This window comes from Mycobacterium sp. NGS49 (assembly GCF_059812565.1).
The window spans coordinates 36,402-62,459 of sequence record NZ_JCALCX010000033.1 but is presented as its reverse complement, the minus strand read 5'-3'; the positions used below and the strand labels follow the sequence as shown (position 1 = coordinate 62,459).

Below are 26,058 nucleotides of genomic sequence, written 5' to 3'. Positions count from 1 at the left end.
ACTACTGGCGCAACCAACAGAAAAACCCCGGCCGATGGCCGGGGAATCTGTAACCCATGACGCGACTCATCTGTAACCGATGACGCGACTCATCACAGAGTGTCCGAGGGGGGAATTGGCCACTTACGACACGGGTCGTGGTCTGGCGATTGGGGCGCTGACCGCTTCGGTCAAGCACCGGTCCACGTTTTTCGCTCAATCGCGACGCTGAGGAGCTCGCCCATCGGGCGGCCAGCCGTCGGTACCGGACTCAAGCGGAATATTCAGAGATCGAAGCAGGATCGAAAAGAGCCGCCAATTGGCGATTGCTCCGACAAGTTCGACCAAAACCGCGTGATCGCTATTGAATGCCTTCTGGCACCCAGCCCAGTTTTCCTCGGAGATGACCCCGTCGCGTACCACATCATCGGTCGCTGCGAGGACCGCACGCTCGACTGGCCCGAGGCTTTCGGAATTCTGCCAGTCGCGCACCGCGAGGAGATCATGCTCAGGCACGCCGAGCAGTGTGGCGATTCGCCAATGTTGAGTCCATTCGTATTCGGAGCCAGTGATCCAGCCGATGCGCAAGATGACTAGCTCGCGTAGCCGCGCGTCAAGGGAACCGCGGAAGAGTAACGCGTCCAGCAGCCCATACAGCGCAACCGCCACACGCGGCTGATGAAGTGCCACGCGGAATACCGACAGTTCTGCCAACTCTTCGGGCAACCCACATTCGGCAGCTCGCAGCTGGGCCTGCTCACGGTCGAGCATCGGTACGCGTTCCGCCATGGTCACGGGTGGCCCTCTCTGTTGAACCTCTGCCCACGCCGTTCGGGCGTGGGCAAAAAGACGTTGTGCAGCGCCCCACTTGATCGGGCACTTTCATCTGCAAGCGAAGTGAGCAGCTGCGCGAGCCCAGCGAAGCCGGTTGATTCTCTGGTGATCCGGTCGAACGGCCAGCGGCCCATGGCGAGAATCTCGAGGGCTGCCCGGTAGGCGGGATACTCCACGCCGAGTGCGCCTACGACGTGTAATTCTTTATAGACCAACAAGTCTGGTTCAAACCGGGGCGCGCCGCCTCCTCCGCGGGTGCCGGCCACCACAATTGTGCCGCCGGGCCTGGCAAGGCCGACGGCATCGGCGAACGCGGAGGGTGCTTTAGCGGTGACGTCGACGACCACGTCGGCAAGCCGTCCGCCTGTCTCACGCTGGAGCGCGGTCGCTGCATCGTCCTGCGATACATCGATGGGCAGGTCGACACCGAATGATCTGGCTATGGCCAGTCGTTGTTCGTCGCGTGGGCCGACGCCGGTCATCGCGACGAACGCGGCTCCCGCCTCTTTGGCCGCCACCGCCGCACAGATTCCGCGGATGCCGGGCCCCAGGATCGCTACGACGTCCCCGGCCTTGGTGTCGGGAAGAGTCGCCCCCCATTGGATACCGGCCCCGAGAGGGTTGAACAACGTGGCGAGAACGGGGTCCATGTCTTCGGCAATCGGGAGCAGCATCGCGTCCCACGGAAGCTCCACATGGGTGGCGTATCCGCCCCATAAGCCCGCGCCGATCTCCACGTCGACGAACCCGAACATGGTGGCGATGCCGTTCACCGCGCACCGCCGGTATTCGCCGCGGCGGCACTCGGGGCAGTCTCGGCAGGACCGGAACACCTCAACGGCCACGCGCTGGCCGGCTTGTACACCCCAGCGTTGGCCGGCCGCAGCGCCGACATGTTCGACGATGCCGACGATTTCGTGCCCTGGAACGAATGAGAAGCCGGCAGGCAGGTGTCCGGTGAATTGTTCGTGATCTGTTCCGCACAGACCGCATGCTTCAACTCGCAGGATCGCACCCCGGTCGCCGACGTCGGGGATGGTCATCTGGCGCCGCTGCAGACTCCGCGGTCCGGTCAGCACCATCGCCTCGGCGATCATGGAAGCTCGAATCCGGTGAACGACCCTGTGTTTCGGAGGCACACCGTTTTACCTACATACATTTCCCCGCCCATCGCCTCGGCAATCTGCGGATCGTCGCTGCGTGCGACGACTCTTCGCCCGTCGGACAGGTGCGCGATGATCGGAGTCCATCGAGGTTGCCCGTCTCGGTCGTAGACGACGGTGTATCCGTCCACTGTCGCGCAACCGGTCGCCTCGTCGACGCCTGCGACACCCAACCTCGATGAATCGATCTGAGCTTGCTCGACCGCCGTGTCGAGCAGTCGCCACCCGGTTGGTGGCGGGGTGGCCGACCACAGACCGACCGAATGCTTCGTCGAATACCACCCGAGGCCGGTGACGAGTCCGACATCGGTTGGGTCGCGTCTACACCGTCGGACCATCTCAACGATCGAGTGGCTGACGTAATTGTTTCCGGGACCGCCGTGATACGGCAGGCCTCCGGTTACTGTGAGGCCTCTGTCGTCGAGGGGGTCCAAGTCGAGAGCCTCGGCAGCCATCTCAATTGCCGACGGGAAGCAGGAGTAGAGGTCGAACCACCGGATGTCGTCGATGGTCAACCGGCCCGCATTGAGAGCCTTCCGTGCTGCTACCTCGATACCCGATGAGCGGCTGAGGTCCGGCCGTTCCACGGGGAAGTACACGTCGTTGCAAGTCGCTGCTGACCAGGGAAAGACCCAACGATCGCGCGCGACGCCCAATTCGTCCGCCACCTCGGCCGCCATGAGAATGAAGGCGGCAGCCATGTCGACGGACATGATGCTGTTGAGCAGCTTGGGATAGGGCAAGCAGACCATGCGGTTTTCCGCGGTGACTTCGCTGAGTTCGGTGGCACTTCGTGCGCGTGGGAACCAGGCCTGTTCCGGATGGCGTGCCGCCTCGGCTGTGAACGGTGCCATCAGCGTGCCCAGCCACTCCCGTTGAGCATCGAAGTCGCGGCCGTGGCGCGCGGCGATTGCGGACTCGAAGATGGGATACACCTCGTGCGGCCAACTCAGACCCACCGACAATTCGGCTTGACTCAGCCCGGGGCGGGCGTCGCCCAGGGATTCGTCGCCGGAGCGGGGTGGGGGCGGCGAGTCGAGAAGTGCCCTGCCCTGAAGCTTGCGTGCGGAATGCCCGCTCTCCGCCCCGACGACCAGGACGACATCTGCACGGCCTTCGCGTATTTCGCCACCCAACACTTCGACGAGATACTGCGGGGTGTTTCCGCCGACGGGACAGCTGATGCGGCGGGCGGGACTGATGTGCATCGCTTCGGCGATCCTGCTGGCGGGATTGTCGCGCGGTATGACCAGGATGCCGGGAGTCGCGACGGTGTCGATGCGCCGCTCGACCGGGCGACCTGCGTCTTTGACCGCGCGGCGTGCGGCTTCTACCGCCAAGTCGATCGGGTCCACGAAGTCGTTCCCGCGATGGGTAACTTCGCCCACGCCGACGACAACCGGGGTACGCGCTTCTACCAACATCGGCATCGGCATCCGCTCAGGGCCACGGGGCTGACTTGAGACATAACTGCGATGGTGTCATGTGCGTGGGCAAGTCACAATGGTGTGCGCTCGCGGCATACTGGCTGTGTGTCGACGAGGTTGTTGAGATGGGGCGCCGCCGCGCCGACAGATCGTGGGTCCGCTCGCGACCGGTTGCTCGATGCTGCCGAGCGGTGCCTCGAGAGTTGCGGTGTGGTGGGCACGACCATGGAGGACATCGGCAGAACAGCGGGTGTGTCCAGGGCAACGGTGTATCGCTACTTCCCCAGTCGGGAGGCGGTGATGTCGGGTGTCATCATTCGCGCCGCCGAGCGCTATCTCGACCGCATCAGCCCGCGGATCGCGGCGCACGCCGACCTGGGCTCCGCGCTCGTCGATTTCGTGGAATACACGGTTGAGGCCGCGCGCCGCGAAGAGATCATCGGATTGTTGTTCGGCAGCGACGAGGAACTCGCCGGCGTGGGTCTCGCGGCGGGGACCTCGACGTCCCTCTTCGAAATCGTCACCGAATTTCTGCGTCCCATCTTCACCAGACACTGGAGTTGCGTGGAACCGGGCGTCTCCGTCGACGACGCCGCCGAGTGGGTTGTCCGCACGATATTGAGCCTGCTGACTGTTCGAGGGCCGCGGGAGCGCAGTCGTGACGGACTCCGGGCGTTTCTGTCGAGGTTTCTCCTTCCTGCGATCCTGGCGGGTGACCACGCTCGACCGATGTGACATCTATGGCGTAATGTCTCGACGGCAGATGAGGTAGGAGGGCCTGTGCAATTCACCACGTTCAACGAACAGGTCGCTGAGCAACTAAAGAGCGCAGCAGAAACCACGGGCGGGTTGGCCGGTTACCTCGGCTTCCGTCACACCGAATTCACTGCGGGACGGCTCGTCGCGGAGATGGACGCACGCGACGACCTGAAGACGCCTTTCGGCAACCTGCATGGGGGCTGCTTATCGGCCATGGTCGACCACTGCCTCGGAGTGGTGTTTTATCCCGTGATTCCAATGGGATCTTGGGTCGCGACAACGGAGTTCAAACTGAATCTGCTTCGTCCGGTCTCCAGCGGCACCTGTGTAGCCACAGCCGAGATCATCTCGCTGGGCAGAACCAGCGGTGTGGCGCGTATCGACATCTGCAACGACGGCACAGCGGTGTGTGCGGCCCAGGGAACCGTCACCGTCGTCGCACCGAAGACGAGCTCCTGATGTCGGCAAAGAGAACAGGTGATTCGTCGGCTCCTGTGGTCGAGCGCGTGCCCACGGCGGACGGGCTGGCGCTGGCGGTCGACCTCTACCGCTGTGACGCGCCGCGGGCGGTCGTGTTGCTCCTTCACGGCGGAGGTCAAAGCCGGCACGCCTGGGACGTCACCGCCCAACGCCTGCACCATCGGGGTTACACGGTGGCCGCGTACGACGCGAGGGGGCACGGGGACAGCGACTGGGACCCTGACGGACGCTATGACGGGGACCGGCTGGGGTCCGACCTATTGGCCGTGCGCTCATACGCCGATTCCGGCCGCCCCGTCGCCGCGATCGGCGCCTCTCTGGGCGGCTTGACCATTCTCGGAACACACTTGCTCGCCCCGCCGGACCTATGGCAGGCCGTCGTGCTGGTTGACGTCACTCCGCGAATGGAGATGGACGGCGCCCGACGAGTCGTAGCGTTCATGTCGGCACACCCCGAAGGTTTCGACAGCCTAGAGTCGGCCGCTGACGTGATCGCCGCCTACAACCCGCACCGCCCTCGCCCCGAAAACCTCGACGGCCTCCGAAAGGTCCTCCAACGTCGTGAAGACGGTCGCTGGGCCTGGCGATGGGATCCAGCCTTCGTGACGTCGAATTTCCAGTTCCTGCAGGGTGATCCAGACGAAGGCGCTAAAGACTTCGACATGATGAGCGCATTCCTTCTTGATGGTGCGCGGCAGGTGTCCGCGCCAACGCTGCTGGTCCGGGGCCTACTATCTGACATGGTCTCCGAAGAGACAGTAAAGCATTTCCTCACCGTCGTTCCGCACGCGCAAACCGTTGACGTGTCGGGCGCGGGACACATGATTGCCGGCGACAACAACGACGCATTCTCGACGGCGGTCGTCGAATTCCTCGACAGGACCATATGAACCCTGCTGTCGGTTGATTGCCCTTGTAGGGCTGGCGCCTATCCTGCTCCTATGCCAACTGAACCAGTGCGGATGTCTTTCCGCCGGCATGTGCGTGAAAAGGTTTTGAGGGCGACACGAGAACTCACCATCGAGAAGGGCTGGGATCAGGTCCGGATGAGCGAGGTTGCCGAATCGGTCGGCGTCTCCCGCCCGACGTTGTACAAGGAGTTCGGTGACAAACAGGGGCTCGGTGACGCGCTTGTGGTGTCAGAGGGTCAGCGCTTTCTGGAAGGCATTCGTGCCGTCCTTGCCGAACATGTGGGCGACGTGCAGGGCGGCATCACCGCAGCGGTGCAGTTCACCCTTTGTGAAGCAGAAGACAGCCCGCTCCTCAAGGCAGTTCTGACGTCCAACCCCTCGGGGAATGATCGCGGTGGCTCGTCGTCTACGGGGGTCCTTCCTCTTCTGCCGACCTCGGCTTCCCTGCTTCAGCTCTGCTCCGCGGCTCTGATCACGTGGTTTAACGACCACTTCGCCGATCTCGATCCCGAAGACGTCGAGGAGGTCGCAGATGTTCTGGTGCGACTGACAGTGAGTCATGTTGTACTCCCAGCCGCGGACATCGCCACCACTGGTGAGCGGATATCCCGCGTAGCACTCAGGTACCTGGGAGTTGTCCACAGTTTGTGACCAGCAAACTTTGCCATTTTGCATCTGAGCAGACGGCAGAGTCTGCGGAGTTTCGAGCGCGTGGTTTTGCCGTCGCAGGATGTCAGATCGAGCCCGCGAGGAGGTCTGAGCGGTCAACCCGAAGCTGCTGGCTGATGGCCCGCTTACTGGACATGAAATCGCGAGGACGGTTGACGCAGTCGGCGGCGATGAGTTGACTGTCGTGGAAGTAGAAGCAGCTGAAGTCACGGTCACGCGACGGGTCGCCGCTCAAGACTACTTCGTCGTACCCGGCGTTGAGACCGGCGATCTGGAGCTTGAGGTCGTACTGATCTGACCAGAACCACGGAAGCGCAGCGATTGAGCTGTGTTTACCGCAGATTGTCGCCGCAGCGATCTTGGCCTGCTCGCCGGCGCTCGATACGGATTCCAAACGAATACGCGAGCCGTATCGAGCCATGGCGTGGCTGGTGCAGTCGCCGGCGGCCATGATGTCGGGGTCGCTGGTGCGGGCTTGGTCGTCAATCACGATGCCGTTGTCGACGGATAATCCTGCGGCCGAGGCGAGCTCGGTATTCGGCACCACACCGACGCCGACGATCACCAAGTCGGCGGGGATCGATTCGCCGTCAGCCAGCACCACCTCCTGCACTCCACCGTTACCGGAGAAAGCTTCGACGAGAGCGTGTGTTCGGATCTCCACTCCCTCGCCGCGGTGGATTCGCGTGTAAAACGCGGAAACCTCCGGTGCGGTGACCCTTTGGAGTACACGCTCGGTTGCTTCGAGGACAGTGACGTTCATGCCGAGCGAACACAGCGAGGCCGCAGTTTCCAACCCGATGTAACCGCCGCCCACGATCACGACCCTCCGACCTGATGCGGCGGCGGCACGGATCAACTCAACGTCTGCGGCGGTACGCAGGTAGTAAATTCCGGGAAGATCCACCCCTGGCGTGGGGAGTCGTCTGGCCCTTGCGCCGGTGCACAACGCGAGCGTGGTGTACGTCAGCGTGTCGCCGGTGCTCAGAGACACACGCTTGGCACTCCGGTGGATCGCCTCCACGGTCGCATTCAAGAGTCGAATGTTCTGCTTTTCGTAGAAATCAGCGCCGCGAATCAGAAGGTCGTCGAGGCCGTTTTTGCCGGCCAGGTATCCCTTCGACAACGGAGGCCGGTGGTAGGGCAGTCCCCCCTCGTCGCCGATGAGCACGACCTCCCCAGCCCACCCCTCCCTCCGAAGATTGGCTGCCAACTGCGCGCCGGCGTGGCTCGCGCCGACGATCACCGCTCGTTCGAGAGTCATGCACTTGGCCTGGGAGTGAGGCGAACCATCAGCTTGCTGATACCCCTGACGAAATTCGATTGCACATACTCGGGTTCGCCGACCACCTCGATGTTCTCAAAGCGAGGAAGCAATTCCTCCCACAGGATTCGAAGCTGCAACTCAGCAAGTCGGTTTCCCATGCACCTGTGCACGCCGAACCCGAACGAGATGTGATTGCGGGCGTTGCTCCTATCGATGATCAACTCATCGGCCCGCTCGAAGACACGCTCATCGCGGTTACCAGAGGCGTACCACATCACGACCTTGTCGTCCTTGCGGATGAATTGCCCGTTCAACATGATGTCTTTTTTCGCGACTCGGCGCATGTACGCCAAGGGGGTCTGCCAGCGAATGATCTCGGATACCATGTTGGGAATCAGGTCAGGGTTCGCCTTCAACTTCTCGAACTGATCGGGGAACTGGTTCAAGGCGAGAACCCCTCCGCTCATCGAGTTGCGAGTCGTGTCGTTTCCCCCGACGATCAGCAGTACCAAATTGCCGAGGAATTCCATCGGGCGGTCGATGAGATCCTTAGTGTCCTCGTTGGCCTGCAGCATCGTGATCAGATCGAAGCCCGGTCGCTCCCCGTTGGCGGTACGGGCCGCCTTGTCATGCCAGAGAGCGCTGAGACCCTTCGCCATGTCGACCATGCCACGAAACACTCTGTCGTTGTCGGAAGGACCACCATTGGCTTGCTCCATGGAGGTGGCGAGGTCCGACCATTCCACGAGCTTGTGCCGCTGCTCGTACGGGAAGTCCAGCAGGGTCGCGAGCATGCGCGCTGTCAGTTCGATGGAGACGTGGTGCACCCAATTGAACGGCTGATCCACCGGTAGATCGTCCAGCACTTCCTGGACACGCGAGCGGATCAGCCCCTCCATCTCGCGCAGGTTCTTCGGCGCGACAACCCCTTGGACGGAAGCGCGCTGCAAGTCGTGTTGTGGCGGATCCATCGCGATGAACATGGCGATGTCCATGAAGCGGGGCGGTCTCCCGATGATGATGAACGGCTCTGCGGAGAAAGCCTCGTGGTTCTTGTCGACGGCGATGATGTCCGCGTGGCGGGTCACCGACCAGAACGGGCCGAACGGACTGTGAGCCTGGTAGTGCACCGGCGCCTCGTTGCGCACGCGTTCGAAGTAGGACTTCCAGCGGCCTTGGCGGTAGAGGAACGGGTTGCTGAGATCGATGTCGGCGATATCGACGTCCTCGACCGGAGGAATGGGCGTCTCGGTGAAGATCTTCTTACCATTGGTTCCGGTTACCCACCGGCGTGTCTTGTCGTAGAGGTGTGCGCCGCGGATTTGCAGCTCCAGAGGCACGGCAGACTGGGCTTTGGCGGCCACTGCCGCGGGAATACTCATTATTGTTTCCTCCAAATCCATGACGTTGTTTCAGAGCTGGAACTCAGGTAGCTCGACCGTCAAGCCATCCCATGCCTCGGAGGCGGCCATCTGGCAGGACAGCCTCGACGTCCGCTGACGCTCGGGGTTCATCGCGAGCATCTCCTCTTCGTTGGCGCCGCAGAGTCCCACCGTGTCCGACCACTCGGGAGCGACGATCACGTGGCACGTTCCGCATGCGGCTTCCCCTCCACAATCGCCGTCGATGCCGGGCACCGCGTTGTTGACCGCAATCTGCATCAAGGACTGCCCTTCGGCCAAGGGGGCTTCGTACTTCTCGCCGTCATGAGAGACGAAGGTGACGACTGCCATGATTAACTCTCCTCAATCCGGAACTTCTCTTTTTAGTGTTGTCGCGCGTGACCAGCGTCGCTAGGCTCGCAGGAGTCAAAGAGTTGTGTTTTTAGCTCACGCGCAGGGAGGCACGTGAAACTCGACGACTCGGGTATGCCAGCGCTGGCTTTCCTGCAGATGCTGGACAGTGAGGCGCTGGGGCATGACGCCAGCATTGCGCTCCGCAGCATCATGGTTCGCGAGCACGTCACCGAGTCGATGTTGGTGGGCCGCGACGCGCAGGTCCCCTTACGGTGGTTCAGGGAGATATATTCCGATTTCGATTGTGATCAGGGAACCCGTCTGGGTTTCGCGTTCGCTGAACACGCCAAACTGACGTCCTTTGGGGCACTCAGTGTTCCCTTGGTCAGCGCGGGCTCGGTAGCCGAGGTTGTCGAGTTGCTTGCTTATCTGCCGGTGATCACCACAGCCCTCAGCCCGTCGTTCCATTCGACGGAACGCGGCCTCACGATCGGGCTCACCGGTCGCACCGGTGACGCGGGCCTGAACTGCCTGGCCGTCACCTACGGTGGGCTGGCGCTGTTGCGTCTGCTCGACATGCTCGCGGGTGCCGTACCGAATATTGAACTGCATCTGAGTCATTCAGCGCCGGAGTCGTGGGTTCTTCATGACGAAGTGTTGGCGGGTCGGATCTTCTTCGACGCCCCCAGCTCGTTCGTCCACGTTCCCGCGGCTTCGCTCGAGGAGGTCTGTCGATTCTCCGATCCTGTGGCGTACCGGATTGCCGTCACCGATTTGCAGCGAACTCTCGATCAACGACGTGACACGTCGGTCTCCGAAAAAGTAACGGACCTGCTCGAGAAAGATCCCGGAAAAACGAACATCAGCCGGACGGCGGGCGAGCTCTCGATATCCCCGAGCACGTTGAAGCGGCGCCTCAGCGAAGAGGGGACCACCTTTCGCGAATTACGTCAGTCGTTCTTGCAGGAGCGAGCAATTCTGCGACTTCTCGACAGATCGGTGTCTGTAAGCGAGATCGCGGCAGAACTCGGGTACGCGGACCTCACGAACTTCACACATGCCTTCAAACGGTGGACCGGTCGGTCACCGCGCCACTTCAGAAAAACGCGCGACTGAGCGCGCAAAGTTCCGCCCGGGCGCGTGCCGGGCGTCCACCGGAACCAGCGGGCTTCGCGATCGGCCTCATCTGTCACCTGGACATCGTCGAGAAACGACACGATCGGCGCGGGTTTCGGTCATCGCAGCACCCTCTTGGGAAGAGGCGCAACGACATCCAGAGAATCCATACCGCGCTGGCGGCGGGTGCGGGCGGGGGGTGACGCGGACCCCCTAGTCACGCTATGCTAACCGTCGTTCACGTCGGGACCGGCGTTGAACGCGTGGTCGGAAGGAGTCCGGATGCCACACGACCAGCCGGCCATCATCGGTGCCGCCGAACTCGCTCCAGGAAGAAACGTTCCGTACACCTCCACTGAATTGCATGTGCGCGCCGCGGTCGCGGCTCTCGCCGACGCAGGGGTGGTCCCAGACGAGGTCGACGGTCTCGTGTGCGCCGGGCCGATGACGAACGAGGGTTCGATCTTCCTGTCCGAGGACCTCATGGACTATCTCGGGCTGCACAACCTGAAACTTCAGATGACCTGTCAGCTTGGCGGCGGGACCCATCTGGCCATGACGCGCATGGCGAGTAACGTCATCGCCCGGGGCGAGGCCGAGACGGTGCTGGTCGTGTCGGCGGGCAAGTTTCCACCGATCCGCGATGGCGGGCGCGAACTGATGGCGCTGGTGTGTGACCACGCGTTCGAGATGCCCTACGGACCGTCCGTGCCGGCGCTGTACGGTTTGATCGCGCAGGCCTGGATGCACGAGACGGGACAGGGCAAGGCGGACATCGCCGAGGTCACCGCGTCGCAGGACCGGTGGGCCGCGCTGAATCCCGCGGCGATCGCGCACCGCTCACAACGCCTGACTGTGGAGGACGTGCTGGCGTCCCGCCCGATCGCCGGGCCGTTCCACTTCTACCACTGCTCGATTCCCTGCGAGGGCGGTGGCGCGCTCGTGCTGGGCTCGGCCCGCCGGGCTCGCGCGGGCAAGCACCGGCCGGTCCACCTGCTCGGCTTCGGAGAGGGTCACACCCACGGTTTTCTGACCTCGCTGGCCCGGCCGGGTCGTACCGGGGCCGCCCGTTCGGGTCCGATGGCCTTCGAGCGCTCCGGACGGGCGCCGGCCGACATAGACATCGCCTTGCTCTACGACGCCTTCGCCTCCAACCCGGCGATGATCCTTGAGGAGGCGGGTTTCGTGAAGCCCGGCGGGGCAGGCGATTTCTACCGTGACGGCTGCGCCGATCCGGGGGGCGACCTTCCGGTGAACTCCGACGGCGGCCTAATCCGGTTCGGGCACACCGGGACCTCCTCTGGCATTTCGCAGATCCTTGAGGGTTACTGGCAGTTGTCCGGTCGCGCCGAGGGCCGTCAGGTCTTCGGGGCGGATACCGCGTTCGTGCACAGCTACGGCTCGATGCTGTGCAGTCACGTCAGCATGGTGATGGAGGGAGCGTCATGACCGCAGCTTCGAGTTCTCTCGACGGTCTGCACGATCCTGAGGCGCTGCCGCCGCTGACCGATGTCAACCGTCCCTACTTCGCAGCAGCGGCCCGCGGCGTACTCGTCTTCCAGCGGTGCGCGAACGGCCACCCGTTCCTCTACCCGCGGCTGGTGTGTCCCGTCTGCCATGACGGTGAGTTGGCCTGGGAGACCGCGGCGGGTACTGGTGAGATCGTCAGTTTCGCGCCGGTGTACCGCCCCCCGTGGGACTCGTTCCCGCGCAGCGAGCCGTACGTCGTCGTGCTCGTTCGTCTGGACGAGGGGCCGCAGTTGTTGGCCAGTCTCGAGGGCGTGGCCCCCGATGAAGTTGCGATCGGCGCAAGAGTGCGCGCAGTGTTCGAGCGGGTGAACGAGGACCTTGGGCTGGTCCGATTCAGGCCGGCGGCGTCGTGAGCACGTACGGGGTCTCGGTGCTCGGCGCGGACTTGGCCACCCTTGTCGATACGGCCGAGGCTACCGACCTCGCCGGCTTCGACGCCGCCTGGGCCTCGGAGTTCTACTCGCGCTCCGGCTCGATCTCGATGGCCGCGATGGCCGCGCGCACAAAGCGCTGCCGCATCGGGTCGTCGATCCTGTATGGCGTCGGGCGCAGCCCGCTCGTGCTAGCCACAGAGGCGCGTGACCTCGACGAGCTTTCAGGCGGGCGCGTCGTGCTCGGGCTCGGCAACGGCACACGCCGCATGATGAGCGACTGGCACGGCGTGGAGGACACCTCCGCTCCCGCTCTGCGCATGGAGGAGCTGGTCCCGCTCGTGCGTCGGATCTGGAACCTGCACGAGGGCCCCGTGCGCCATGAGGGGCGCTTCTACCGGATGAATCTCGTCCCAACCGGCGACGTCGCGCCGCCGAAGCGAGCGATCCCGATCATCACCGCGGGCGTGCGTCCGCGGATGTGCGAGGTGGCAGGGCGCGTGGCCGACGGGTTGGCTGGTCATCCGCTGTTCACCACGGCTTACGTCGAGGAGGTCGCCCGCCCAGCCGTCGTGCGCGGTGCGGAGCGGGCCGGACGCGATCCCGCCGACATTGAGATCGTCTCGATGGTCATCTGCGCGGTGCACGACGACCCACAGATCGCACGTCGTGAGGCCGCGCAGCAGATCGCGTTCTACTCCTCGGTGAAGACCTACGAGCACGTGCTCGACGTCAGCGGTTTCGCCGCGCAGGGAGCGGCCATCCGCGACGCGTTCGCGCGGCGTGACCTGCCGGCCATGTTCGCCGCGGTCACCGACGACATGATCGACGCGATGGCCGTGGCCGGCACCGCCGCCGAGGTCCGCGAAGGGATGCGCCGCTACGAGGGCGTGCTGGACCACATCGTTCTCTACTCACCCTCGATTGGCCTCGCGCCCGAGCGCATCGCCGAGAACCTCGGCAGCCTCATTCGCGATTGTGCGCCGGCCTTCGCCGGCGGGAAAGGTGACCAGAGTGGCTGACGCATCGCTCATCGGGACGCAACTCGGGAGGACCACGTTTCCCGTCGACCGGTCCAAAGTGCGCGAGTTCGCACTTTCGCTCGGCGACCGCGACCCGATCTACCAGGACGTCGCGGCCGCCCGCGCCGCCGGCTTCGGCGCGATCCCCGCTCCTCCGACCTTCGTCGTCTCCTCGGCTCACTGGCGCGCCGACGACGACATATTCGGCGCCCTCGGGCTCGACCTGCGACGCGTACTGCACGGTGAGTGCGGCTGGGAGTATTTCGCTCCGCTGTTTGTCGGCGACGAGCTCACCGAGACGCGCCGGGTGTCGAACGTGGCCAGCCGCGAGGGCAAGCGCGGCGGCACCATGACAATCGTGACGATCGAGACCGACTTCACCAACCAGCGCGACGAACTCGTCGTGCGCCAGACCGACGTCTTGATCGAAACCGGAGGCTCCGCCCAATGACGACGTCTACCCCCACCGCGCCGGTGGCGTTGGCCGCCGGCGACGAGATGCCGAGCTCACAGTTCGGCCCGCTGACGCGCTCGCACATCGTGCGGTACGCCGGCTCCGGCGGCGACTTCAACCCGATCCACCATGACGAGGAGTTCGCCCGCGCGGCCGGCATGCCCGGTGTGTTCGGCATGGGATTGCTGCACGGCGGCGTGCTCGCCCAGCGGCTGACCGCCTGGGTGGGGCTGGCCAACATCCGCTCGTTCCGCATCCGTTTCACCGGTCAGGTATGGCCCGGTGACCTGCTCAGCTTCGGCGGCAGGGTCACCGGCGTGCGCGAGGCCGGAGGGCAGCAGGTGGCCGACCTCGAACTCGTGGTCACGCGCCAGTCCGGCGAACCCGTGATAAAGGGGAGCGCCGTCGTGCAGGTGGCCCGGTGAGCGCGCCCTCGAGCGACGTCACCGGCTTGGGCATGACGTTCGGGACCTTCGACGAAGGCCGGGCGTGGGTCGGTCATCGCTCCGAGCCGCGGCGTGCGTGGTTCCCGATCGACCGCTCGATGGTGTTGTACTACTGCTCGCTCGTGGAGGATGCGAACCCCCGTTACTGGGAGGGTGAGGACTGCCCGCCCGGGCTGCTGATGAGCCTCGGCTTTGCGCCGCAGTGGGTGCCCGATCACCTCAAGCGTGTGGACATGATGTTCGCGCTCAGCGTGCCGTTGCCGGGCCACCACATCATCAACGCATCAACGACGACGGAGTTCGAACGCCGGCCCCGGGTAGGCGATCACGTGTCGATCGTGGAGGAGATCGCCTCGATCTCGGAGCCGAAGACGACGCGGGTGGGCACCGGCGTGTTCATCACTACGGTGAGCACGTATTCCGATCAGCACGGTGAGGTCATCGGCCGCAACACCAACGTGCTCTTCCGATACGACACCGCCGATAGTGATGGCGCATCATGAACGACTCCACCGAGTACAGCATGGTCCGCGTCCCCGTGCGGTTCGAGGACATCACCGTCGGCGACACCCTGACGCCCGTCTCGATCGAGATCAGCTATAAGCGCATCTGCATGAACGCGGCTTCGACATGGGACTGGTTTCCCGGTCACCACGACCCCGACTACGCGCGCAGCCAGGGCCAGCGCACGATCTACCTGTCAAGCCTCTTCTTCCATGGCTTCATCGACCGCGGCCTCAACGAATGGGCCGGACCCGACGCGCTCATCCGACGCCGCAAAATCTCGATGATCCGCTCGATCTACCCGGGCCAGACCGCGACCCTGAGCGGCAAGGTCGTCGGCAAACGACAGGACGCGGGGCGGCACCTCGTCGACCTCGAACTGCTCGTCTCGAGCGACGACGGTCCCTGCGTACCGAGTGAAGCCACCGTTGAGCTGGCCGACCCGTTCGTCGAGGTGCCGGGGTGAACTGCCGCTCAGATGCGTGGCGACGTTGAGGGACGGAGGACCCAGTGGGCGAGCAACCGATTCGCTACGAGGTCGTCGACAGAGTGGCCTGGCTGACGATCAACCGCCCCGAGGCGCGCAACGCGCTGAACAACGCTGTGCGCACGGGGCTTTTCGACGCGGTGCGGCGCTTCAACGACGACGACGCGGCGAAGGTGCTGGTCCTCACCGGCGCAGGGGATAAGGCGTTCTGTGCCGGCGGGGACTTGAAGGAGATGGCGCAGAACGCGCTCAAGGTGCCCCCGAAAGACTTCGCTCCGCAGTTCGGCCGCAACATCGACGTCGCGAAGCCGACGATCGCGGCCGTCAACGGTCTCGCGTTCGCCGGGGGCTTCCTGCTCGCGCAGCAGTGCGACCTGGTCGTCGCTGCCGAACACGCGACCTTCGCCGTCAGCGAGGTCAAGGTCGGCCGGGGGTCGCCGTGGGGAACACCGCTGTCGTGGCTGGTGCCTCCGCGCGTTGCCATGCAGATCCTGCTGACCGGCGACCCGATCACCGCCGAGCGCGCCCACCAGGTCGGCTTGGTCAACGAGGTGGTGCCGGCCGATCAGTTGCGCGCGCGTACCCAGCAGTTGGCGCTCAGCATCGCCGCGAACGCACCGCTATCGGTGCTTGCGTCCAAGCGCACCGTGTACCTCTCGGCACAGCATCACCTCGCCGCCGCCTACGACCTAGCAGACGAGATATGGGAGCCGGTCTATCTGAGCGACGACGCGCAGGAAGGCCCGACGGCGTTCCGCGAGAAGCGCGCACCACAGTGGAAGGGACGCTGACATGGCGGTGACAATGCAGTCGGTTATCACCGACATCGAAGCGGAGACGGCAGCCCTACGCGGATTGGTCGCGCCGCTGACCGAATGTCCGCGCGGCTGGGACGCGCCGACTCCGGCCGCGGGCTGGACGATCGGCGACCAGATCAGCCATCTGGCGTTCTTCGACGACGTGGCGGTGCGCTCGGCCACCGACCCCGACGGGTTCAGCAGCGACTACCTGCCGATGATGGCCGACGGAAGCATCTCACCCGACGTCATCGCCGAGCGCTACCGTCAAATGCCGGCTGCCGACCTGCTCGCGTGGTTCGACACGTCGCGTGCAGCCCTCGTTGCGGCGTTCGCGGACATTGACCCGGCGACCCGCCTGCCGTGGTTCGGGCCGCCGATGAGCGCGGTCTCGTCGCTGACAGCGCGACTCATGGAGACCTGGGCGCACGGCCAGGACGTCGTCGACGCGCTCGGCGCGACCCGCGAGGCCACGGCACGGCTACGTCACGTGGCCCACATCGGGGTGGGTGCGCGCGCGTTCAGCTACCTGGCCAACGGTCTGGACCTGCCCGCGGACCCGGTACGCGTTGAGCTGACCGCTCCGGACGGCAGCGTCTGGACGTGGGGGCCAGCCGACGCCGCCAACCGCGTGAGCGGGCCGGCGCTCGACTTTTGCCTGTTGGTCACCCAACGCCGCCACCGCGACGACACCGCTTTGGTCGCCGACGGCCCGCTGGCCGACCAGTGGCTCGCGATCGCCCAGGCCTTCGCGGGGCCCCCTGGCGGCGGGCGCGTGGCGGGCCAGTTCGCAGGGGGTCAGCGGTGAGCGTCCCGGTCCGCATCGGCAACTGCTCCGGCTTTTACGGCGACCGCATCGCCGCAGCCCGCGAGATGGTCGAGGGCGGACCGATCGACGTCCTGTGCGGTGACTATCTGGCCGAGCTGACCATGCTCATCCTGGCCAAGGCCCAGGCCAAAGACCCGTCCGGCGGGTACGCGCGGACTTTCCTCACCCGAATGGAACAGGTGCTGGGCACCTGTCTCGATCGTCGCATCAAGGTCGTCGCGAACGCGGGCGGGCTGAATCCCGCCGGCTTGGCCGCCGCGTTGCGCGAGCTGTCCGCACGTCTCGGCCTCACCGCGCGCGTCGCGCACGTCGAGGGCGACGACCTACGTGGCGACCTCCACGCAATCACGCCGCCCGTCGGCGACATCAAACCGGTATCGGCCAATGCCTACCTCGGCGCCTGGGGCATCACCGAGGCGCTGCGTTCGGGCGCCGACGTCGTCGTGACCGGCCGGGTCACCGACGCATCCCTGGTCGTCGGTCCAGCCGCCTGGTGGCACGCCTGGGCACCCGCCGACTGGGATCGGCTCGCGGGCGCGGTCGTCGCCGGGCACGTGATCGAGTGCGGCCCTCAGGCGACGGGCGGCAACTACGCGTTCCTCGACGAGATCACGGACCGCCGCTACCCGGGGTTTCCGATCGCCGAGGTCGCCGAGGACGGCTCTTCGGTGATCACGAAGCATCCCGGCACCGGGGGACTGGTCTCAGTCGGCACGGTCACCGCCCAGCTGCTCTACGAGATCGCTGAACCTGCCTACCTCGGCCCCGACGTCGTCGCCCACTTCGACACCATCCGGCTGGCTCAACAGGGTGAGCACCGCGTCGCGATCAGCGGTACGAAAGGCAGTCCGCCGCCGGACACGTTGAAGGTGGCGTTGAATGAGGTGGGCGGCTTCCGTAACACGATGACCATGGTGCTCACCGGCCTCGACATCGAGGCCAAGGCGGCTTTCGCCGAACAGCAGCTCTTCGACGTTCTCGGCGGACGCGACGCCTTCGACGAAGTCGACGTGAGGCTGTTGCGTTTCGACGTCTCCGATGCACCGACGAACGAGCAAGCCTGCGTGCACCTGCGTGTGACGGTGAAGGACGCCGACCCGCGCAAGGTGGGCCGAGCATTCTCCGGGGGGTCATGGAGATCGCCCTGGCTGGTTTCGCCGGCTTCCACACCACCACGCCACCGTCCTCGGAGACCGCCTTCGGCGTCTACCGGCCGGCCTACGTAGCGCGCTCGGCCCTCACGCACGTACTCGTCGACGCCGACGGCACACGGCACGAGATCCCCGACCCGCCGACCGGTGCCGTCCCGCCGGCTGGGATCGCCCCGCCCGCGAAGCTGCCGGTGCCGTCCGGGCCGACACGTCGCGCGCCGCTCGGGTCGGTACTCGGCGCGCGGTCCGGAGACAAGGGCGGCAACGCTAACCTCGGCCTGTGGGCACGGGATGACCCTGGGTACGCGTGGGCGCGCGACTACTTCAGCGTCGAGCGGCTGCGCACACTGCTCGGGCCGGAGACGGCGCACCTGCCCATCGAGCGCTTCGAACTGCCGAACCTGCGCGCCCTCAACGTGGTGGTGCACGGCTTGCTCGGTGACGGGGTGGCCTCCTCGACCCGGCCGGACGCGCAGGCCAAGGGGCTCGGGGAATACGTGCGGTCCCGCATGGTGGACATTCCCCAGTCGCTGCTCGACACACACTAAATCCGGTGCGGGGCGCCGTCTACCTGCTGTGTAACCCCGAATCCGACTACGTCAGCGGATAGGTCGTGAAAATGCTGGGGCGGCTTAAAATCCTGAAGGGACTCAGCCGACCGCCACGCGAATCCGGTCACGGCGCGCCGCTGAACAGCGCCGCAACGGCCGCGGCGGCCAGCATCGCCTCAATCGTCGCGTCGTCCAGCGACGCCGGCATGTACGCGGACGCGTTGAGCAATGACAGCACGGCGGCGACCAGGCCCTGTGCGCGCTCACGGTCCAGATCGCCCCGTGCTCGTACGAGCGCGTCGACCCAGAAGGACTCGTAGCTGTGCTGTCGGCGTCGCAGGGCACGGGTCGCCAGCGGCGACAGCGAGCGGTGCTCGCGGGCGTAGACGGCCAACAGGCCGCGTCGTCGCGCGCCGAAGGCCGCGTGTAGGTCGACAAGGGCGTGCAGGACCTCCGTCGGTGTGCCGGCGGTGGTGGCGCGCCGGGCGCCGGCCAGCAGCTCAGTCATGGCGGCGTCGCATAACTCGCGCAGGATCGCGTCCTTGTTCTGAAAGTGCCGGTAGACGGCCGGCCCACTCACCCCTGCTGCGGCACCGATGTCGTCGATGCCCACGGCGTGAAAGCCTTGCCGCGCGAACAGGTCGGCGGCGGCCTCGAGGAGCAGTTTGCGGCGCAAACCGGCCACTTTCAGTCCTCCTGTCGATTTGTGGTTACGTTGTTCGCCGTCCGATCCGCTGGGCTGGGATCCTACCGACGCTGGCGTTGCCTGCGTCGGCACCCGCCGCACCAAATCGAGGGAGGTGAACGAAACCGCTAGCGCCCGCCGATGCTGTCGCATCCTCTTCTCAGTTCATGATTTAGGGGCTCTGCTTCGAACCCGCGATGTGCAGCGGCACGACTCAGCGCAAAACGACTCCGCCCTCGATGCCCGTGAACTGCGCGCGCAGCTCGGTCTTGAGCAGCTTGCCAGTGGCGTTGCGCGGCAGTTCGGCGACGAAGTGCACGTCACGCGGACACTTGAAGTGCGCCAGCCGCTCCCGGCACCAAGCCACGATCTCCTCGGCGCTAGGTGCCTGTGTTGCCGGGTCGGCGACGACGATCGCGACGACGCGTTCGCCCCACTTTGAGTCCTTGCCGCCGATCACGGCGGCGTCGAGTACCGCCGGGTGGCGGAAGAGAACTTGCTCGACCTCGATCGGGTAGACGTTCTCGCCGCCGGAGATGATCATGTCCTTCTTGCGGTCGACGAGGGTGATGAAGCCCTCGGCGTCCATGCGCCCGAGGTCGCCCGTGTGGAACCAGCCCCCGCGTAACGCCTCGGCGCTCGCCTCGGCCTTCATCCAGTAGCCGGTGAACACATTCGGGCCGCGCACGATCAGTTCGCCCACGGTGTCGGTCGCGACGTCGCGGTCGTCGTCGTCGACGATGCGGGCGTCGACATGCATTGCGACGCGGCCGATCGACCCGGCCCGCGTGCTGATGTTCTCGGCGTCGAGGACGGTCACCAGGGGAGCGGTCTCGGTCATGCCGAAGCCCTCGGTGAAGGGCACGCCTCGCTCGCGCATGAAGTCGATGACCGTGAGGGGGACGGGCGACCCGCCGCCCATGGCGAAACGCAGCGCAGACAGGTTGAAGGAGTCGAAGTCGGGCACCTGTGTGAGAGCGGTCCACATGGCCGGCACCATGAACTGAACCGTGACGTGGTGGTCGGCCATCGCCTGCAGCGCAGCTCGCGGCTCGAAGGACGGCATGATGACGCTGGTGCCGCCGACGTAGAGCAGCGGCAGGGTGTGTACTCCCAGCCCGCCGATGTGGAACATCGGCGCCACCGCGACGGTGACGTCCTCGCCCCGCAGGCCGATGTCGGTGCCGAGGACGTTGATCGCGTTCCATAGCAGGTTGTCGTGGGTGAGGATCGCGCCCTTGGGTCGGCCCGTCGTCCCCGACGTGTACATGATGAACGCAGGGTCGCGGCCGTCGACGTCACCGTTGAGCGGTTCGGGCGCGGCGCCCGAGACGACGTCTTCGTAGCCGAGCTCGCCCGGCGCCGGCACCCCACCGGCGCGCACGACATGGCGCACGCGGACTCCGGACTCGGTGACGGCCCTCCTGGCCTGCGCGGCCAACGGCTCGTGGAAGACCAGAACATCGGCGCCTGAGTCGGCCAGGATGTAGCCAATCTCGGGTCCGGCAAGGCGCACGTTGAGCGGAACTGCAAGTGCGCCGATTTTGGCGCAGCCCAGCAGCACCTCGATGAACTCGGTCGAATTGACCAGCAGCACCGCGACCCGATCGCCCCTGCGCACGCCGAGGGCGATGAGTGCGGCGGCGACCTGGTTGGTCCGCCGATCGAGGTCGGCGTAGGTGATGTGCGCGCCGTTGCTGATCAACGCGGTGCGCCCGCCGTTGAGGAAGGCGCGCCGGGTCACCCACTGACCGATGCCGAGTTGCATGCAATTCCCTTTCAGTCCGCGGCGACTCAGTAGGACGCGGGCAGTTTCAGGCTGTGCTGCGCCACGAAGTTGAGGATCATTTCGCGGCTGATCGGCGCGGTGCGCATGAGCCGGGCCGGACCCCACAACGTGGCGAGGCCGTACTCGGTGGCCATGCCGTTGCCGCCGTGGGTCTGAATCGCCTGGTCGAGCGCCAGGATGCCCGCCTCGGCTGCGGCATATTTCGCCATGTTCGACGCCTCACCCGACCCCGGATCGCCGGCGTCGTGCAGGGAGGCGGCACGCTGAGTCATCAACCGGGCCAGCTCAACCTGGATCTTGGCGTGGGCGAGCGGGTGCGATACGCCCTGGTGCGAGCCGATCGGCGCTCCCCACACGTGGCGCTCGCGGGCGTAGGCGGCCGCTTTATCCAGCGCGTAACGCCCGATGCCGTTGCCCAGAGCAGCCCCCAGGATCCGCTCCGGATTCAGTCCCATGAAGACCTGGCGTAGGCCTTCGTTCTCCGCACCGATCAGGCTGGCTGCTGGCACCCGGACGTCATCGAAGAACAGAGTGAACTGCTTCTCCGGAGTGACCGCCTGCACCGGGATGAGTGACTTGGTTAGCCCGGGGACATCGGTGGGCACGACGAGCAGGCTGAGTAGTCCGCGACCACGGTCGTTGGTAGACGTTCGGGTGACGACCAGGATCGCCTCGGCTTCGTCGACACCAGAAATGTAGTACTTGGTGCCGTTGATGACCCAGTCGTCACCGTCGCGTCTCGCGGTCGTGGAGATGTTGTGCGAGTTCGAGCCCGCGTCCGGCTCGGTGATCGCGAAGGCCATGATCGTCTCGCCGCTGGCGATGCCCGGCAGCCACTGCTGCTTGAGTTCCTCACTGCCGAATGCCTGGATGATCGTGCCGCAGATAGTCGGCGAGACGACGGTCATCAGCAGCGGGCAGCCCGCCGCGGCGAGCTCCTCACCGACGATCTGCATGTCGTAGATGCCGCCGCCGCCGCCGCCGTACTGCTCGGAAAGGTTCACCCCGAGGAAGCCCTGTTTGCCCACGGCCTGCCACAGCTCGGTGCTCTTCCCGCCGGCCAGCGACTTTTCCAGGTAGTACTCGTGTCCGAAGTCCTTGGCGATCTCGGCGACCGCCTTGCGCAGGTCCTGACGCTCCTCTGTCTCGTGCAATTCCATGACACTCCTCACATCGGTATCGACGCGCCACCGATCGGGAGCGCGCCGGGTTCATTAGAGCTCCGTGGCGTCCGACGCCACTTCACCGCCGTCCACCGCCTCGACCACGGCGAGGACGTCACCGCTCGAGACCTGATGGCCGACCTGGACCGGCAGGGCGCTCAGCACCCCGTCAATCGGGCTCGCGACGGTGTGCTCCATCTTCATCGCCTCCAGGACGACAAGGGTTTGGCCCGCCGAGACCGTCTCGCCCTCGGCGACCGGCAGTCGGACCACCGAACCCGGCATCGGCGCGGTGAGCGACCCGGGCGGGTTCAGAGTGCTCGGGTCGACGAAGCGTGGCGCCAGCCGCAGGGCGGAGTAGCCGGCGACCGAGTCGACGTGGGCGATATCGCGGTCGAGGACTATGTCGTAGGCGCGGCGCACGCCGTTCACGCGCAGCACAACACGCGCGCTGCTGCCGGCGACAAGCTCGACGTCGGCCAACGCCTCGTCATCGACGCGCAGGCAGGTGTCCGTCAGACGTAACGTGTACCCGACGCGCACTTCGCGCCCGTCCTGGGTCTGCCATGTCGTGGTCTGCGATTGCGATGGGTTGTTGCGCCAGCCAGCGGGCAACGTGGCCTGGACCGTCGCCGCAGCACGCCGCGCGGCCACGCTGGCCACGGTCGCCGCGACGGCGTGCAGGCGCTCTGCCTGCGTGTCAAGGAGGGCAGCGCCGAGTTCGGGGACGTCGTGTCGGTCAAGGAAACCAGTGTCGGTGCCCCGCCCGGCGAACTCGTCATGGCGCAGGACGCGCACAAGCAGGTTGCGGTTGGTGGTCACGCCGTGAATACGGGCGCCGGCCAGCGCCGCCGAGAGGCTGGCAAGTGCCTCGTCGCGCGTTGGTGCCCACGCGATGACCTTGGCCAGCAGCGAATCGTAGTAATGACTGATGACCGAACCGGCCCGAAAACCCGAGTCAACCCGCACGCCGGCGATCGCCGGGACATCCATGGTGCGCAGGGTGCCGGTGTGGGGCCGGTAGTCGTCGGCCGGATCCTCGGCGCACAGACGGGCCTCGACCGCGTGACCGCGAATTCGCGGGTTGTGCATCTCCTCAGGCAGCGGGCGGCCCATGGCTACGAGCAGCTGGGCACGCACCAGGTCGAGGCCGGTGATCAGCTCGGTAACCGGGTGCTCGACCTGCAGCCGGGTGTTCATCTCGAGGAAGGCAAAGGAGCCGCCCTTGCCGTCCTGGCCGGCGTCGTAGACGAACTCGACCGTCCCGGCGCCCACGTAACCGACGACGCGCGCGGCGGCGATGGCGGCGTCGCTCATCCGAGCGCGCAACGCGTCGTCGACGACCGGTGACGGCGCCTCCTCGATCACCTTCTGGTGTCGACGTTGCACGGAGCACTCGCGCTCGAACAGAGACACGACGTTTCCGTGCGTGTCGGCCATGACCTGGATCTCGACATGGCGTGGGCGCTGGACGTAACGCTCGAGGAAGACGGTGCCGTCGGCGAACGCGGCGGCGGCCTCACGCGAAGCGGAGGCGACCGCTTCGTCGAGCTCGTCCGGCGACGCGACAACGCGCATGCCTCGGCCACCCCCGCCGGCGCTCGCCTTGACCAGCAGCGGGTAGCCGACGTCGGCGGCCAGCTTCGCCAGCTGCTCGGCCGCCAGCCCCGTCGTGTCGCCACCGGGAAGTACAGGCACCCCCGCGTCGGACATCATCTTCTTGGCCTGAAGCTTCGAGCCCATCGCGTCGATCGCCTCGGGCGGCGGACCGATGAAGACGAGGTCGGCGGCGGCACAGGCACGCGCGAACCCGGCGTTCTCCGAAAGGAAGCCGTAGCCGGGGTGTACCGCGTCCGCGCCGGTGAGCGAGGCAGCGGCGATGATCCGGTGGATATCGAGGTAGGTCTCGGTTGCAGACGAGCCGGGAAGGTGCACGGCCTCGTCGGCGTCGGCGACGTGCCACGCGTCCGCGTCGGCGTCGGAATAGACCGCTACGGTGGCGATCCCGAGGTCGCGGCAAGTGCGGAACACCCGCCGCGCGATCTCGCCACGGTTGGCGACCAGGACCTTGCGGATCTCGGGCATCGCCATCACATCCGGAAGACGCCGTAGCCACGCTGGCCACGGACTTCGCCGTTGTGGATCACCGACAGGCAAAACCCGAGAACGGTCCGCGTGTCGCGGGGATCGATGATCCCGTCGTCGTAGAGGCGGCCGCTGTTGGCCAGTGCGACGGATTCGCGCTCGATCTGTTCCTCGACGGCGGCGCGCATCTGGGCGTCGGCCTCCTCGTCGAAGGGCAGCCCGCGGTCGGCGGCGGACTCGCGCGCCACGATGGACAGCACTCCGGCCAGTTGCGCCGGACCCATCACGGCCGACTTCGAGTTAGGCCAAGCGAATAGGAAACGCGGCGAGTACGACCGTCCGCACATGCCGTAGTTCCCGGCACCGTAGGACGCACCCATGGTGATGGTCACGTGCGGAACTGTGCTGTTGGACACGGCGTTGATCATCTTGGCGCCGTCCTTGATGATGCCGCCCTGCTCGTACTCGGCACCGACCATGAAACCGGTGGTGTTCTGCAGGAAGATGAGGGGGGTGTCGATCTGATTCGCCAGTTGGATGAACTGCGAACCCTTCTCGGCCTCCTCACTGAACAGGATGCCCCGTGCGTTGGCGAGGATGCCGACCGGGAAGCCGTGGATCGAGGCCCAGCCGGTGACGAGTGACGTGCCGTAGAGAGGTTTGAACTCGTCGAAGGTCGAGCCGTCGACCACTCGGGCGATGACGTCGCGAGGGTCGAAGGGCACCTTCGGATCGACCGACGCGATGCCGAGCAGCTGATCGGGGTCGTGCACCGGCGGGTGCGGCGGCGTGGTGGGTCCGGGGCCGCTCTTCCGCCAGTTGAGCCGCGCCATGATGCGACGGCCGATGCGGATCGCATCCTGCTCGTCCTCGGCCATGTAATCGGCCAGCCCCGAGGTGCGGGCGTGCATGTCGGCGCCGCCGAGCGACTCGTCATCGGAGACCTCGCCCGTGGCCATCTTGACCAGCGGCGGACCGCCGAGGAACACCTTGGAACGGTTGCGCACCATCACGACGTAGTCGCACATGCCCGGGACGTACGCACCTCCCGCGGTCGAGTTGCCCAAGACCAAGGCCAGTGTCGGCAGCCCCGCTGCGCTGTGCTGTGTCAAGTCGTGGAACAGCTGTCCGCCGGGCACGAAGATCTCTGCCTGTGTGGGCAGGTCGGCGCCGCCAGACTCGACGATGTTGATGATGGGCAGTCGGTTCTCCCGCGCGATGGCCATGCCGCGGAACACCTTGCGGAAGGTATAGGGGTTCGATGCGCCGCCGCGGACGGTGGGGTCGTGGGCGATGATCATCGACTCGATGCCCTCGACCACGCCGATGCCTACCACCACGCTACCGCCGACGGGGAACTTACTGCCCCAGGCGGCGAAGGGGCATAGTTCGAGGAACGCCGTGTGGGGGTCGAGCATCAGCTCGATGCGCTCGCGGACAAGCAGCTTGCCCCGCTTACGATGGCGCGCAACGTATTTCGCGCCGCCGCCGCCGTTGACCAGCGCCAGTTGCTCCGCGATGGTGTCGAGTTGCGCGCTCAGTCCTTCGCGGTTCTTGAGATAGCCGGGCGCGGTGTCGTCGACCCGATCGGGCAGAACCTGTACCAAAGTTTTCCCTCCAAGCGAGCATCGACGTTGATCTACTAGCCGCTGATGTTAGCCGCAATTAACATCAGGTGACAACGGTGCGGGGCGGGCGTCGGATTTGTTCCGCGCCGTGGTTCCGTCGAATGGCGAGGGATCGAAGCGGTGCGTTTCGCTGCAGATCGAGTGATCGAAGGAATTGACCGGGGTGGGACGGCACACAGGGCCCTTGCGAGGTCGTATCGAGTTCCTCGACTGGAGCGTTGAGCC

At 65.7% G+C, this 26,058-nt stretch carries 24 protein-coding genes and 2 pseudogenes; 15 read left to right on the top strand and 11 right to left on the bottom strand.

Annotated elements, in window-relative coordinates; all coding sequences use genetic code 11:
• Nucleotides 1-195: 195 nt before the first annotated feature.
• Genes AC5Y7D_RS25815 through AC5Y7D_RS25805 form a run of 3 tightly spaced genes read right to left on the bottom strand, consistent with a single transcriptional unit; the run spans nucleotide 196 to nucleotide 3,400 of the window.
• Complete coding sequence (locus AC5Y7D_RS25815) at nucleotides 196-774, bottom strand: carboxymuconolactone decarboxylase family protein (protein WP_096288545.1); 579 nt, start codon at nucleotides 772-774, stop codon at nucleotides 196-198.
• Nucleotides 771-1,910 carry a zinc-dependent alcohol dehydrogenase gene (locus tag AC5Y7D_RS25810; RefSeq protein ID WP_051464906.1) on the bottom strand — a complete coding sequence of 380 codons (1,140 nt, stop codon included), beginning with the start codon at nucleotides 1,908-1,910 and terminating at the stop codon, nucleotides 771-773. The genes AC5Y7D_RS25815 and AC5Y7D_RS25810 overlap by 4 nt, the downstream gene beginning before the upstream one ends.
• A complete protein-coding gene (locus AC5Y7D_RS25805; protein ID WP_264915944.1) occupies nucleotides 1,907-3,400 on the bottom strand; it encodes an acetyl-CoA acetyltransferase in 1,494 nt (497 codons plus the stop codon). The genes AC5Y7D_RS25810 and AC5Y7D_RS25805 overlap by 4 nt, the downstream gene beginning before the upstream one ends.
• Nucleotides 3,401-3,484: 84 nt before the next feature.
• On the opposite strand from AC5Y7D_RS25805, the gene AC5Y7D_RS25800 reads away from it, so the two are divergent.
• The 4 genes from AC5Y7D_RS25800 to AC5Y7D_RS25785 all read left to right on the top strand — a co-directional run bounded on the left by AC5Y7D_RS25800 (nucleotide 3,485) and on the right by AC5Y7D_RS25785 (nucleotide 6,204).
• Entirely contained in the window at nucleotides 3,485-4,138 is a 654-nt protein-coding gene (locus tag AC5Y7D_RS25800; protein ID WP_370474583.1) for a TetR/AcrR family transcriptional regulator, read from the top strand.
• Nucleotides 4,139-4,183: 45 nt separating this feature from the next.
• Complete coding sequence (locus AC5Y7D_RS25795; RefSeq protein ID WP_264915938.1) at nucleotides 4,184-4,621, top strand: PaaI family thioesterase; 438 nt, start codon at nucleotides 4,184-4,186, stop codon at nucleotides 4,619-4,621.
• Complete coding sequence (locus tag AC5Y7D_RS25790) at nucleotides 4,621-5,532, top strand: alpha/beta fold hydrolase (protein ID WP_264915937.1); 912 nt, start codon at nucleotides 4,621-4,623, stop codon at nucleotides 5,530-5,532. Before AC5Y7D_RS25795 ends, AC5Y7D_RS25790 begins: the two co-directional genes overlap by 1 nt.
• 90 nt (nucleotides 5,533-5,622) lie before the next feature.
• Nucleotides 5,623-6,204, top strand: coding sequence for a TetR/AcrR family transcriptional regulator (locus AC5Y7D_RS25785; protein WP_264915943.1), 582 nt, complete (start codon nucleotides 5,623-5,625; stop codon nucleotides 6,202-6,204).
• Between the two features lie 82 nt (nucleotides 6,205-6,286).
• On the opposite strand, the gene AC5Y7D_RS25780 is transcribed toward AC5Y7D_RS25785, so the two are convergent.
• The 3 genes from AC5Y7D_RS25780 to AC5Y7D_RS25770 are packed head-to-tail and all read right to left on the bottom strand — an operon-like array spanning nucleotide 6,287 to nucleotide 9,222.
• Nucleotides 6,287-7,486 carry an NAD(P)/FAD-dependent oxidoreductase gene (locus AC5Y7D_RS25780; protein WP_264915936.1) on the bottom strand — a complete coding sequence of 400 codons (1,200 nt, stop codon included), beginning with the start codon at nucleotides 7,484-7,486 and terminating at the stop codon, nucleotides 6,287-6,289.
• Nucleotides 7,483-8,871, bottom strand: a complete 1,389-nt coding sequence (locus AC5Y7D_RS25775; protein WP_264915935.1) for a cytochrome P450 — start codon at nucleotides 8,869-8,871, stop codon at nucleotides 7,483-7,485. Before AC5Y7D_RS25775 ends, AC5Y7D_RS25780 begins: the two co-directional genes overlap by 4 nt.
• 30 nt (nucleotides 8,872-8,901) lie before the next feature.
• Nucleotides 8,902-9,222, bottom strand: coding sequence for a 2Fe-2S iron-sulfur cluster-binding protein (locus tag AC5Y7D_RS25770; protein ID WP_005086615.1), 321 nt, complete (start codon nucleotides 9,220-9,222; stop codon nucleotides 8,902-8,904).
• A gap of 114 nt (nucleotides 9,223-9,336) precedes the next feature.
• Here AC5Y7D_RS25770 and AC5Y7D_RS25765 point away from each other — a divergent pair, with 114 nt between their 5' ends.
• The 11 genes and pseudogenes from AC5Y7D_RS25765 to AC5Y7D_RS25715 all read left to right on the top strand — a co-directional run bounded on the left by AC5Y7D_RS25765 (nucleotide 9,337) and on the right by AC5Y7D_RS25715 (nucleotide 18,480).
• Complete coding sequence (locus tag AC5Y7D_RS25765) at nucleotides 9,337-10,341, top strand: helix-turn-helix domain-containing protein (RefSeq protein ID WP_264915933.1); 1,005 nt, start codon at nucleotides 9,337-9,339, stop codon at nucleotides 10,339-10,341.
• A gap of 282 nt (nucleotides 10,342-10,623) precedes the next feature.
• Nucleotides 10,624-11,790: a thiolase family protein gene (locus AC5Y7D_RS25760; protein ID WP_264915932.1), complete on the top strand. Its 1,167-nt coding sequence runs from the start codon at nucleotides 10,624-10,626 to the stop codon at nucleotides 11,788-11,790.
• Nucleotides 11,787-12,224 (top strand): Zn-ribbon domain-containing OB-fold protein, encoded by a 438-nt coding sequence (locus AC5Y7D_RS25755; protein WP_005061010.1) that lies wholly within the window; start codon nucleotides 11,787-11,789, stop codon nucleotides 12,222-12,224. Before AC5Y7D_RS25760 ends, AC5Y7D_RS25755 begins: the two co-directional genes overlap by 4 nt.
• Nucleotides 12,221-13,264 (top strand): LLM class flavin-dependent oxidoreductase, encoded by a 1,044-nt coding sequence (locus AC5Y7D_RS25750; protein WP_264915930.1) that lies wholly within the window; start codon nucleotides 12,221-12,223, stop codon nucleotides 13,262-13,264. Before AC5Y7D_RS25755 ends, AC5Y7D_RS25750 begins: the two co-directional genes overlap by 4 nt.
• On the top strand, nucleotides 13,257-13,715 hold the full coding sequence (locus AC5Y7D_RS25745; protein WP_264915929.1) for an FAS1-like dehydratase domain-containing protein: 459 nt from the start codon (nucleotides 13,257-13,259) through the stop codon (nucleotides 13,713-13,715). Before AC5Y7D_RS25750 ends, AC5Y7D_RS25745 begins: the two co-directional genes overlap by 8 nt.
• Nucleotides 13,712-14,143 carry a MaoC/PaaZ C-terminal domain-containing protein gene (locus AC5Y7D_RS25740; protein ID WP_264915928.1) on the top strand — a complete coding sequence of 144 codons (432 nt, stop codon included), beginning with the start codon at nucleotides 13,712-13,714 and terminating at the stop codon, nucleotides 14,141-14,143. The genes AC5Y7D_RS25745 and AC5Y7D_RS25740 overlap by 4 nt, the downstream gene beginning before the upstream one ends.
• A gap of 32 nt (nucleotides 14,144-14,175) precedes the next feature.
• On the top strand, nucleotides 14,176-14,667 hold the full coding sequence (locus tag AC5Y7D_RS25735; RefSeq protein WP_264915942.1) for an FAS1-like dehydratase domain-containing protein: 492 nt from the start codon (nucleotides 14,176-14,178) through the stop codon (nucleotides 14,665-14,667).
• Nucleotides 14,664-15,134, top strand: coding sequence for a MaoC/PaaZ C-terminal domain-containing protein (locus AC5Y7D_RS25730; protein ID WP_264915927.1), 471 nt, complete (start codon nucleotides 14,664-14,666; stop codon nucleotides 15,132-15,134). The genes AC5Y7D_RS25735 and AC5Y7D_RS25730 overlap by 4 nt, the downstream gene beginning before the upstream one ends.
• 44 nt (nucleotides 15,135-15,178) lie before the next feature.
• The gene (locus AC5Y7D_RS25725; protein ID WP_264915926.1) at nucleotides 15,179-15,946 is read left to right on the top strand and encodes an enoyl-CoA hydratase/isomerase family protein; all 768 of its coding nucleotides are present in this window, start codon (nucleotides 15,179-15,181) and stop codon (nucleotides 15,944-15,946) included.
• Nucleotide 15,947: 1 nt separating this feature from the next.
• Entirely contained in the window at nucleotides 15,948-16,760 is an 813-nt protein-coding gene (locus AC5Y7D_RS25720) for a TIGR03084 family metal-binding protein (protein WP_499928616.1), read from the top strand.
• Nucleotides 16,757-18,480, top strand: a pseudogene (locus tag AC5Y7D_RS25715) (acyclic terpene utilization AtuA family protein). Before AC5Y7D_RS25720 ends, AC5Y7D_RS25715 begins: the two are co-directional and overlap by 4 nt.
• Here the strand turns inward: AC5Y7D_RS25715 and AC5Y7D_RS25710 are convergent.
• The 5 genes and pseudogenes from AC5Y7D_RS25710 to AC5Y7D_RS25690 all read right to left on the bottom strand — a co-directional run bounded on the left by AC5Y7D_RS25710 (nucleotide 18,477) and on the right by AC5Y7D_RS25690 (nucleotide 25,812).
• Nucleotides 18,477-19,168 (bottom strand): annotated as a pseudogene (locus tag AC5Y7D_RS25710) (TetR/AcrR family transcriptional regulator). The pseudogenes AC5Y7D_RS25715 and AC5Y7D_RS25710 overlap by 4 nt on opposite strands.
• Before the next feature lie 214 nt (nucleotides 19,169-19,382).
• Nucleotides 19,383-20,936 (bottom strand): acyl-CoA synthetase, encoded by a 1,554-nt coding sequence (locus AC5Y7D_RS25705; protein WP_264916022.1) that lies wholly within the window; start codon nucleotides 20,934-20,936, stop codon nucleotides 19,383-19,385.
• A 26-nt stretch (nucleotides 20,937-20,962) separates the two neighbouring features.
• Nucleotides 20,963-22,117: an acyl-CoA dehydrogenase family protein gene (locus tag AC5Y7D_RS25700; protein WP_264916021.1), complete on the bottom strand. Its 1,155-nt coding sequence runs from the start codon at nucleotides 22,115-22,117 to the stop codon at nucleotides 20,963-20,965.
• Nucleotides 22,118-22,171: 54 nt separating this feature from the next.
• Nucleotides 22,172-24,205, bottom strand: a complete 2,034-nt coding sequence (locus AC5Y7D_RS25695) for an ATP-binding protein (protein ID WP_264916020.1) — start codon at nucleotides 24,203-24,205, stop codon at nucleotides 22,172-22,174.
• Nucleotides 24,206-24,210: 5 nt separating this feature from the next.
• Nucleotides 24,211-25,812, bottom strand: a complete 1,602-nt coding sequence (locus tag AC5Y7D_RS25690) for an acyl-CoA carboxylase subunit beta (RefSeq protein ID WP_264916019.1) — start codon at nucleotides 25,810-25,812, stop codon at nucleotides 24,211-24,213.
• Nucleotides 25,813-26,058: the final 246 nt, after the last annotated feature.

Bases quoted from the DNA above. Each gene is read 5' to 3' on its own strand.
- AC5Y7D_RS25755 (WP_005061010.1), top strand. From the start codon at position 11,787: ATGACCGCAGCTTCGAGTTCTCTCGACGGTCTGCACGATCCTGAGGCG.
- AC5Y7D_RS25760 (WP_264915932.1), top strand. From the start codon at position 10,624: ATGCCACACGACCAGCCGGCCATCATCGGTGCCGCCGAACTCGCTCCA.
- AC5Y7D_RS25790 (WP_264915937.1), top strand. From the start codon at position 4,621: ATGTCGGCAAAGAGAACAGGTGATTCGTCGGCTCCTGTGGTCGAGCGC.
- AC5Y7D_RS25805 (WP_264915944.1), bottom strand. From the start codon at position 3,400: ATGTTGGTAGAAGCGCGTACCCCGGTTGTCGTCGGCGTGGGCGAAGTT.
- AC5Y7D_RS25770 (WP_005086615.1), bottom strand. From the start codon at position 9,222: ATGGCAGTCGTCACCTTCGTCTCTCATGACGGCGAGAAGTACGAAGCC.
- AC5Y7D_RS25730 (WP_264915927.1), top strand. From the start codon at position 14,664: ATGAACGACTCCACCGAGTACAGCATGGTCCGCGTCCCCGTGCGGTTC.
- AC5Y7D_RS25700 (WP_264916021.1), bottom strand. From the start codon at position 22,117: ATGGAATTGCACGAGACAGAGGAGCGTCAGGACCTGCGCAAGGCGGTC.
- AC5Y7D_RS25705 (WP_264916022.1), bottom strand. From the start codon at position 20,936: ATGCAACTCGGCATCGGTCAGTGGGTGACCCGGCGCGCCTTCCTCAAC.
- AC5Y7D_RS25810 (WP_051464906.1), bottom strand. From the start codon at position 1,910: ATGATCGCCGAGGCGATGGTGCTGACCGGACCGCGGAGTCTGCAGCGG.
- AC5Y7D_RS25740 (WP_264915928.1), top strand. From the start codon at position 13,712: ATGACGACGTCTACCCCCACCGCGCCGGTGGCGTTGGCCGCCGGCGAC.
- AC5Y7D_RS25695 (WP_264916020.1), bottom strand. From the start codon at position 24,205: ATGCCCGAGATCCGCAAGGTCCTGGTCGCCAACCGTGGCGAGATCGCG.
- AC5Y7D_RS25780 (WP_264915936.1), bottom strand. From the start codon at position 7,486: ATGACTCTCGAACGAGCGGTGATCGTCGGCGCGAGCCACGCCGGCGCG.
- AC5Y7D_RS25775 (WP_264915935.1), bottom strand. From the start codon at position 8,871: ATGAGTATTCCCGCGGCAGTGGCCGCCAAAGCCCAGTCTGCCGTGCCT.
- AC5Y7D_RS25720 (WP_499928616.1), top strand. From the start codon at position 15,948: ATGGCGGTGACAATGCAGTCGGTTATCACCGACATCGAAGCGGAGACG.
- AC5Y7D_RS25735 (WP_264915942.1), top strand. From the start codon at position 14,176: ATGACGTTCGGGACCTTCGACGAAGGCCGGGCGTGGGTCGGTCATCGC.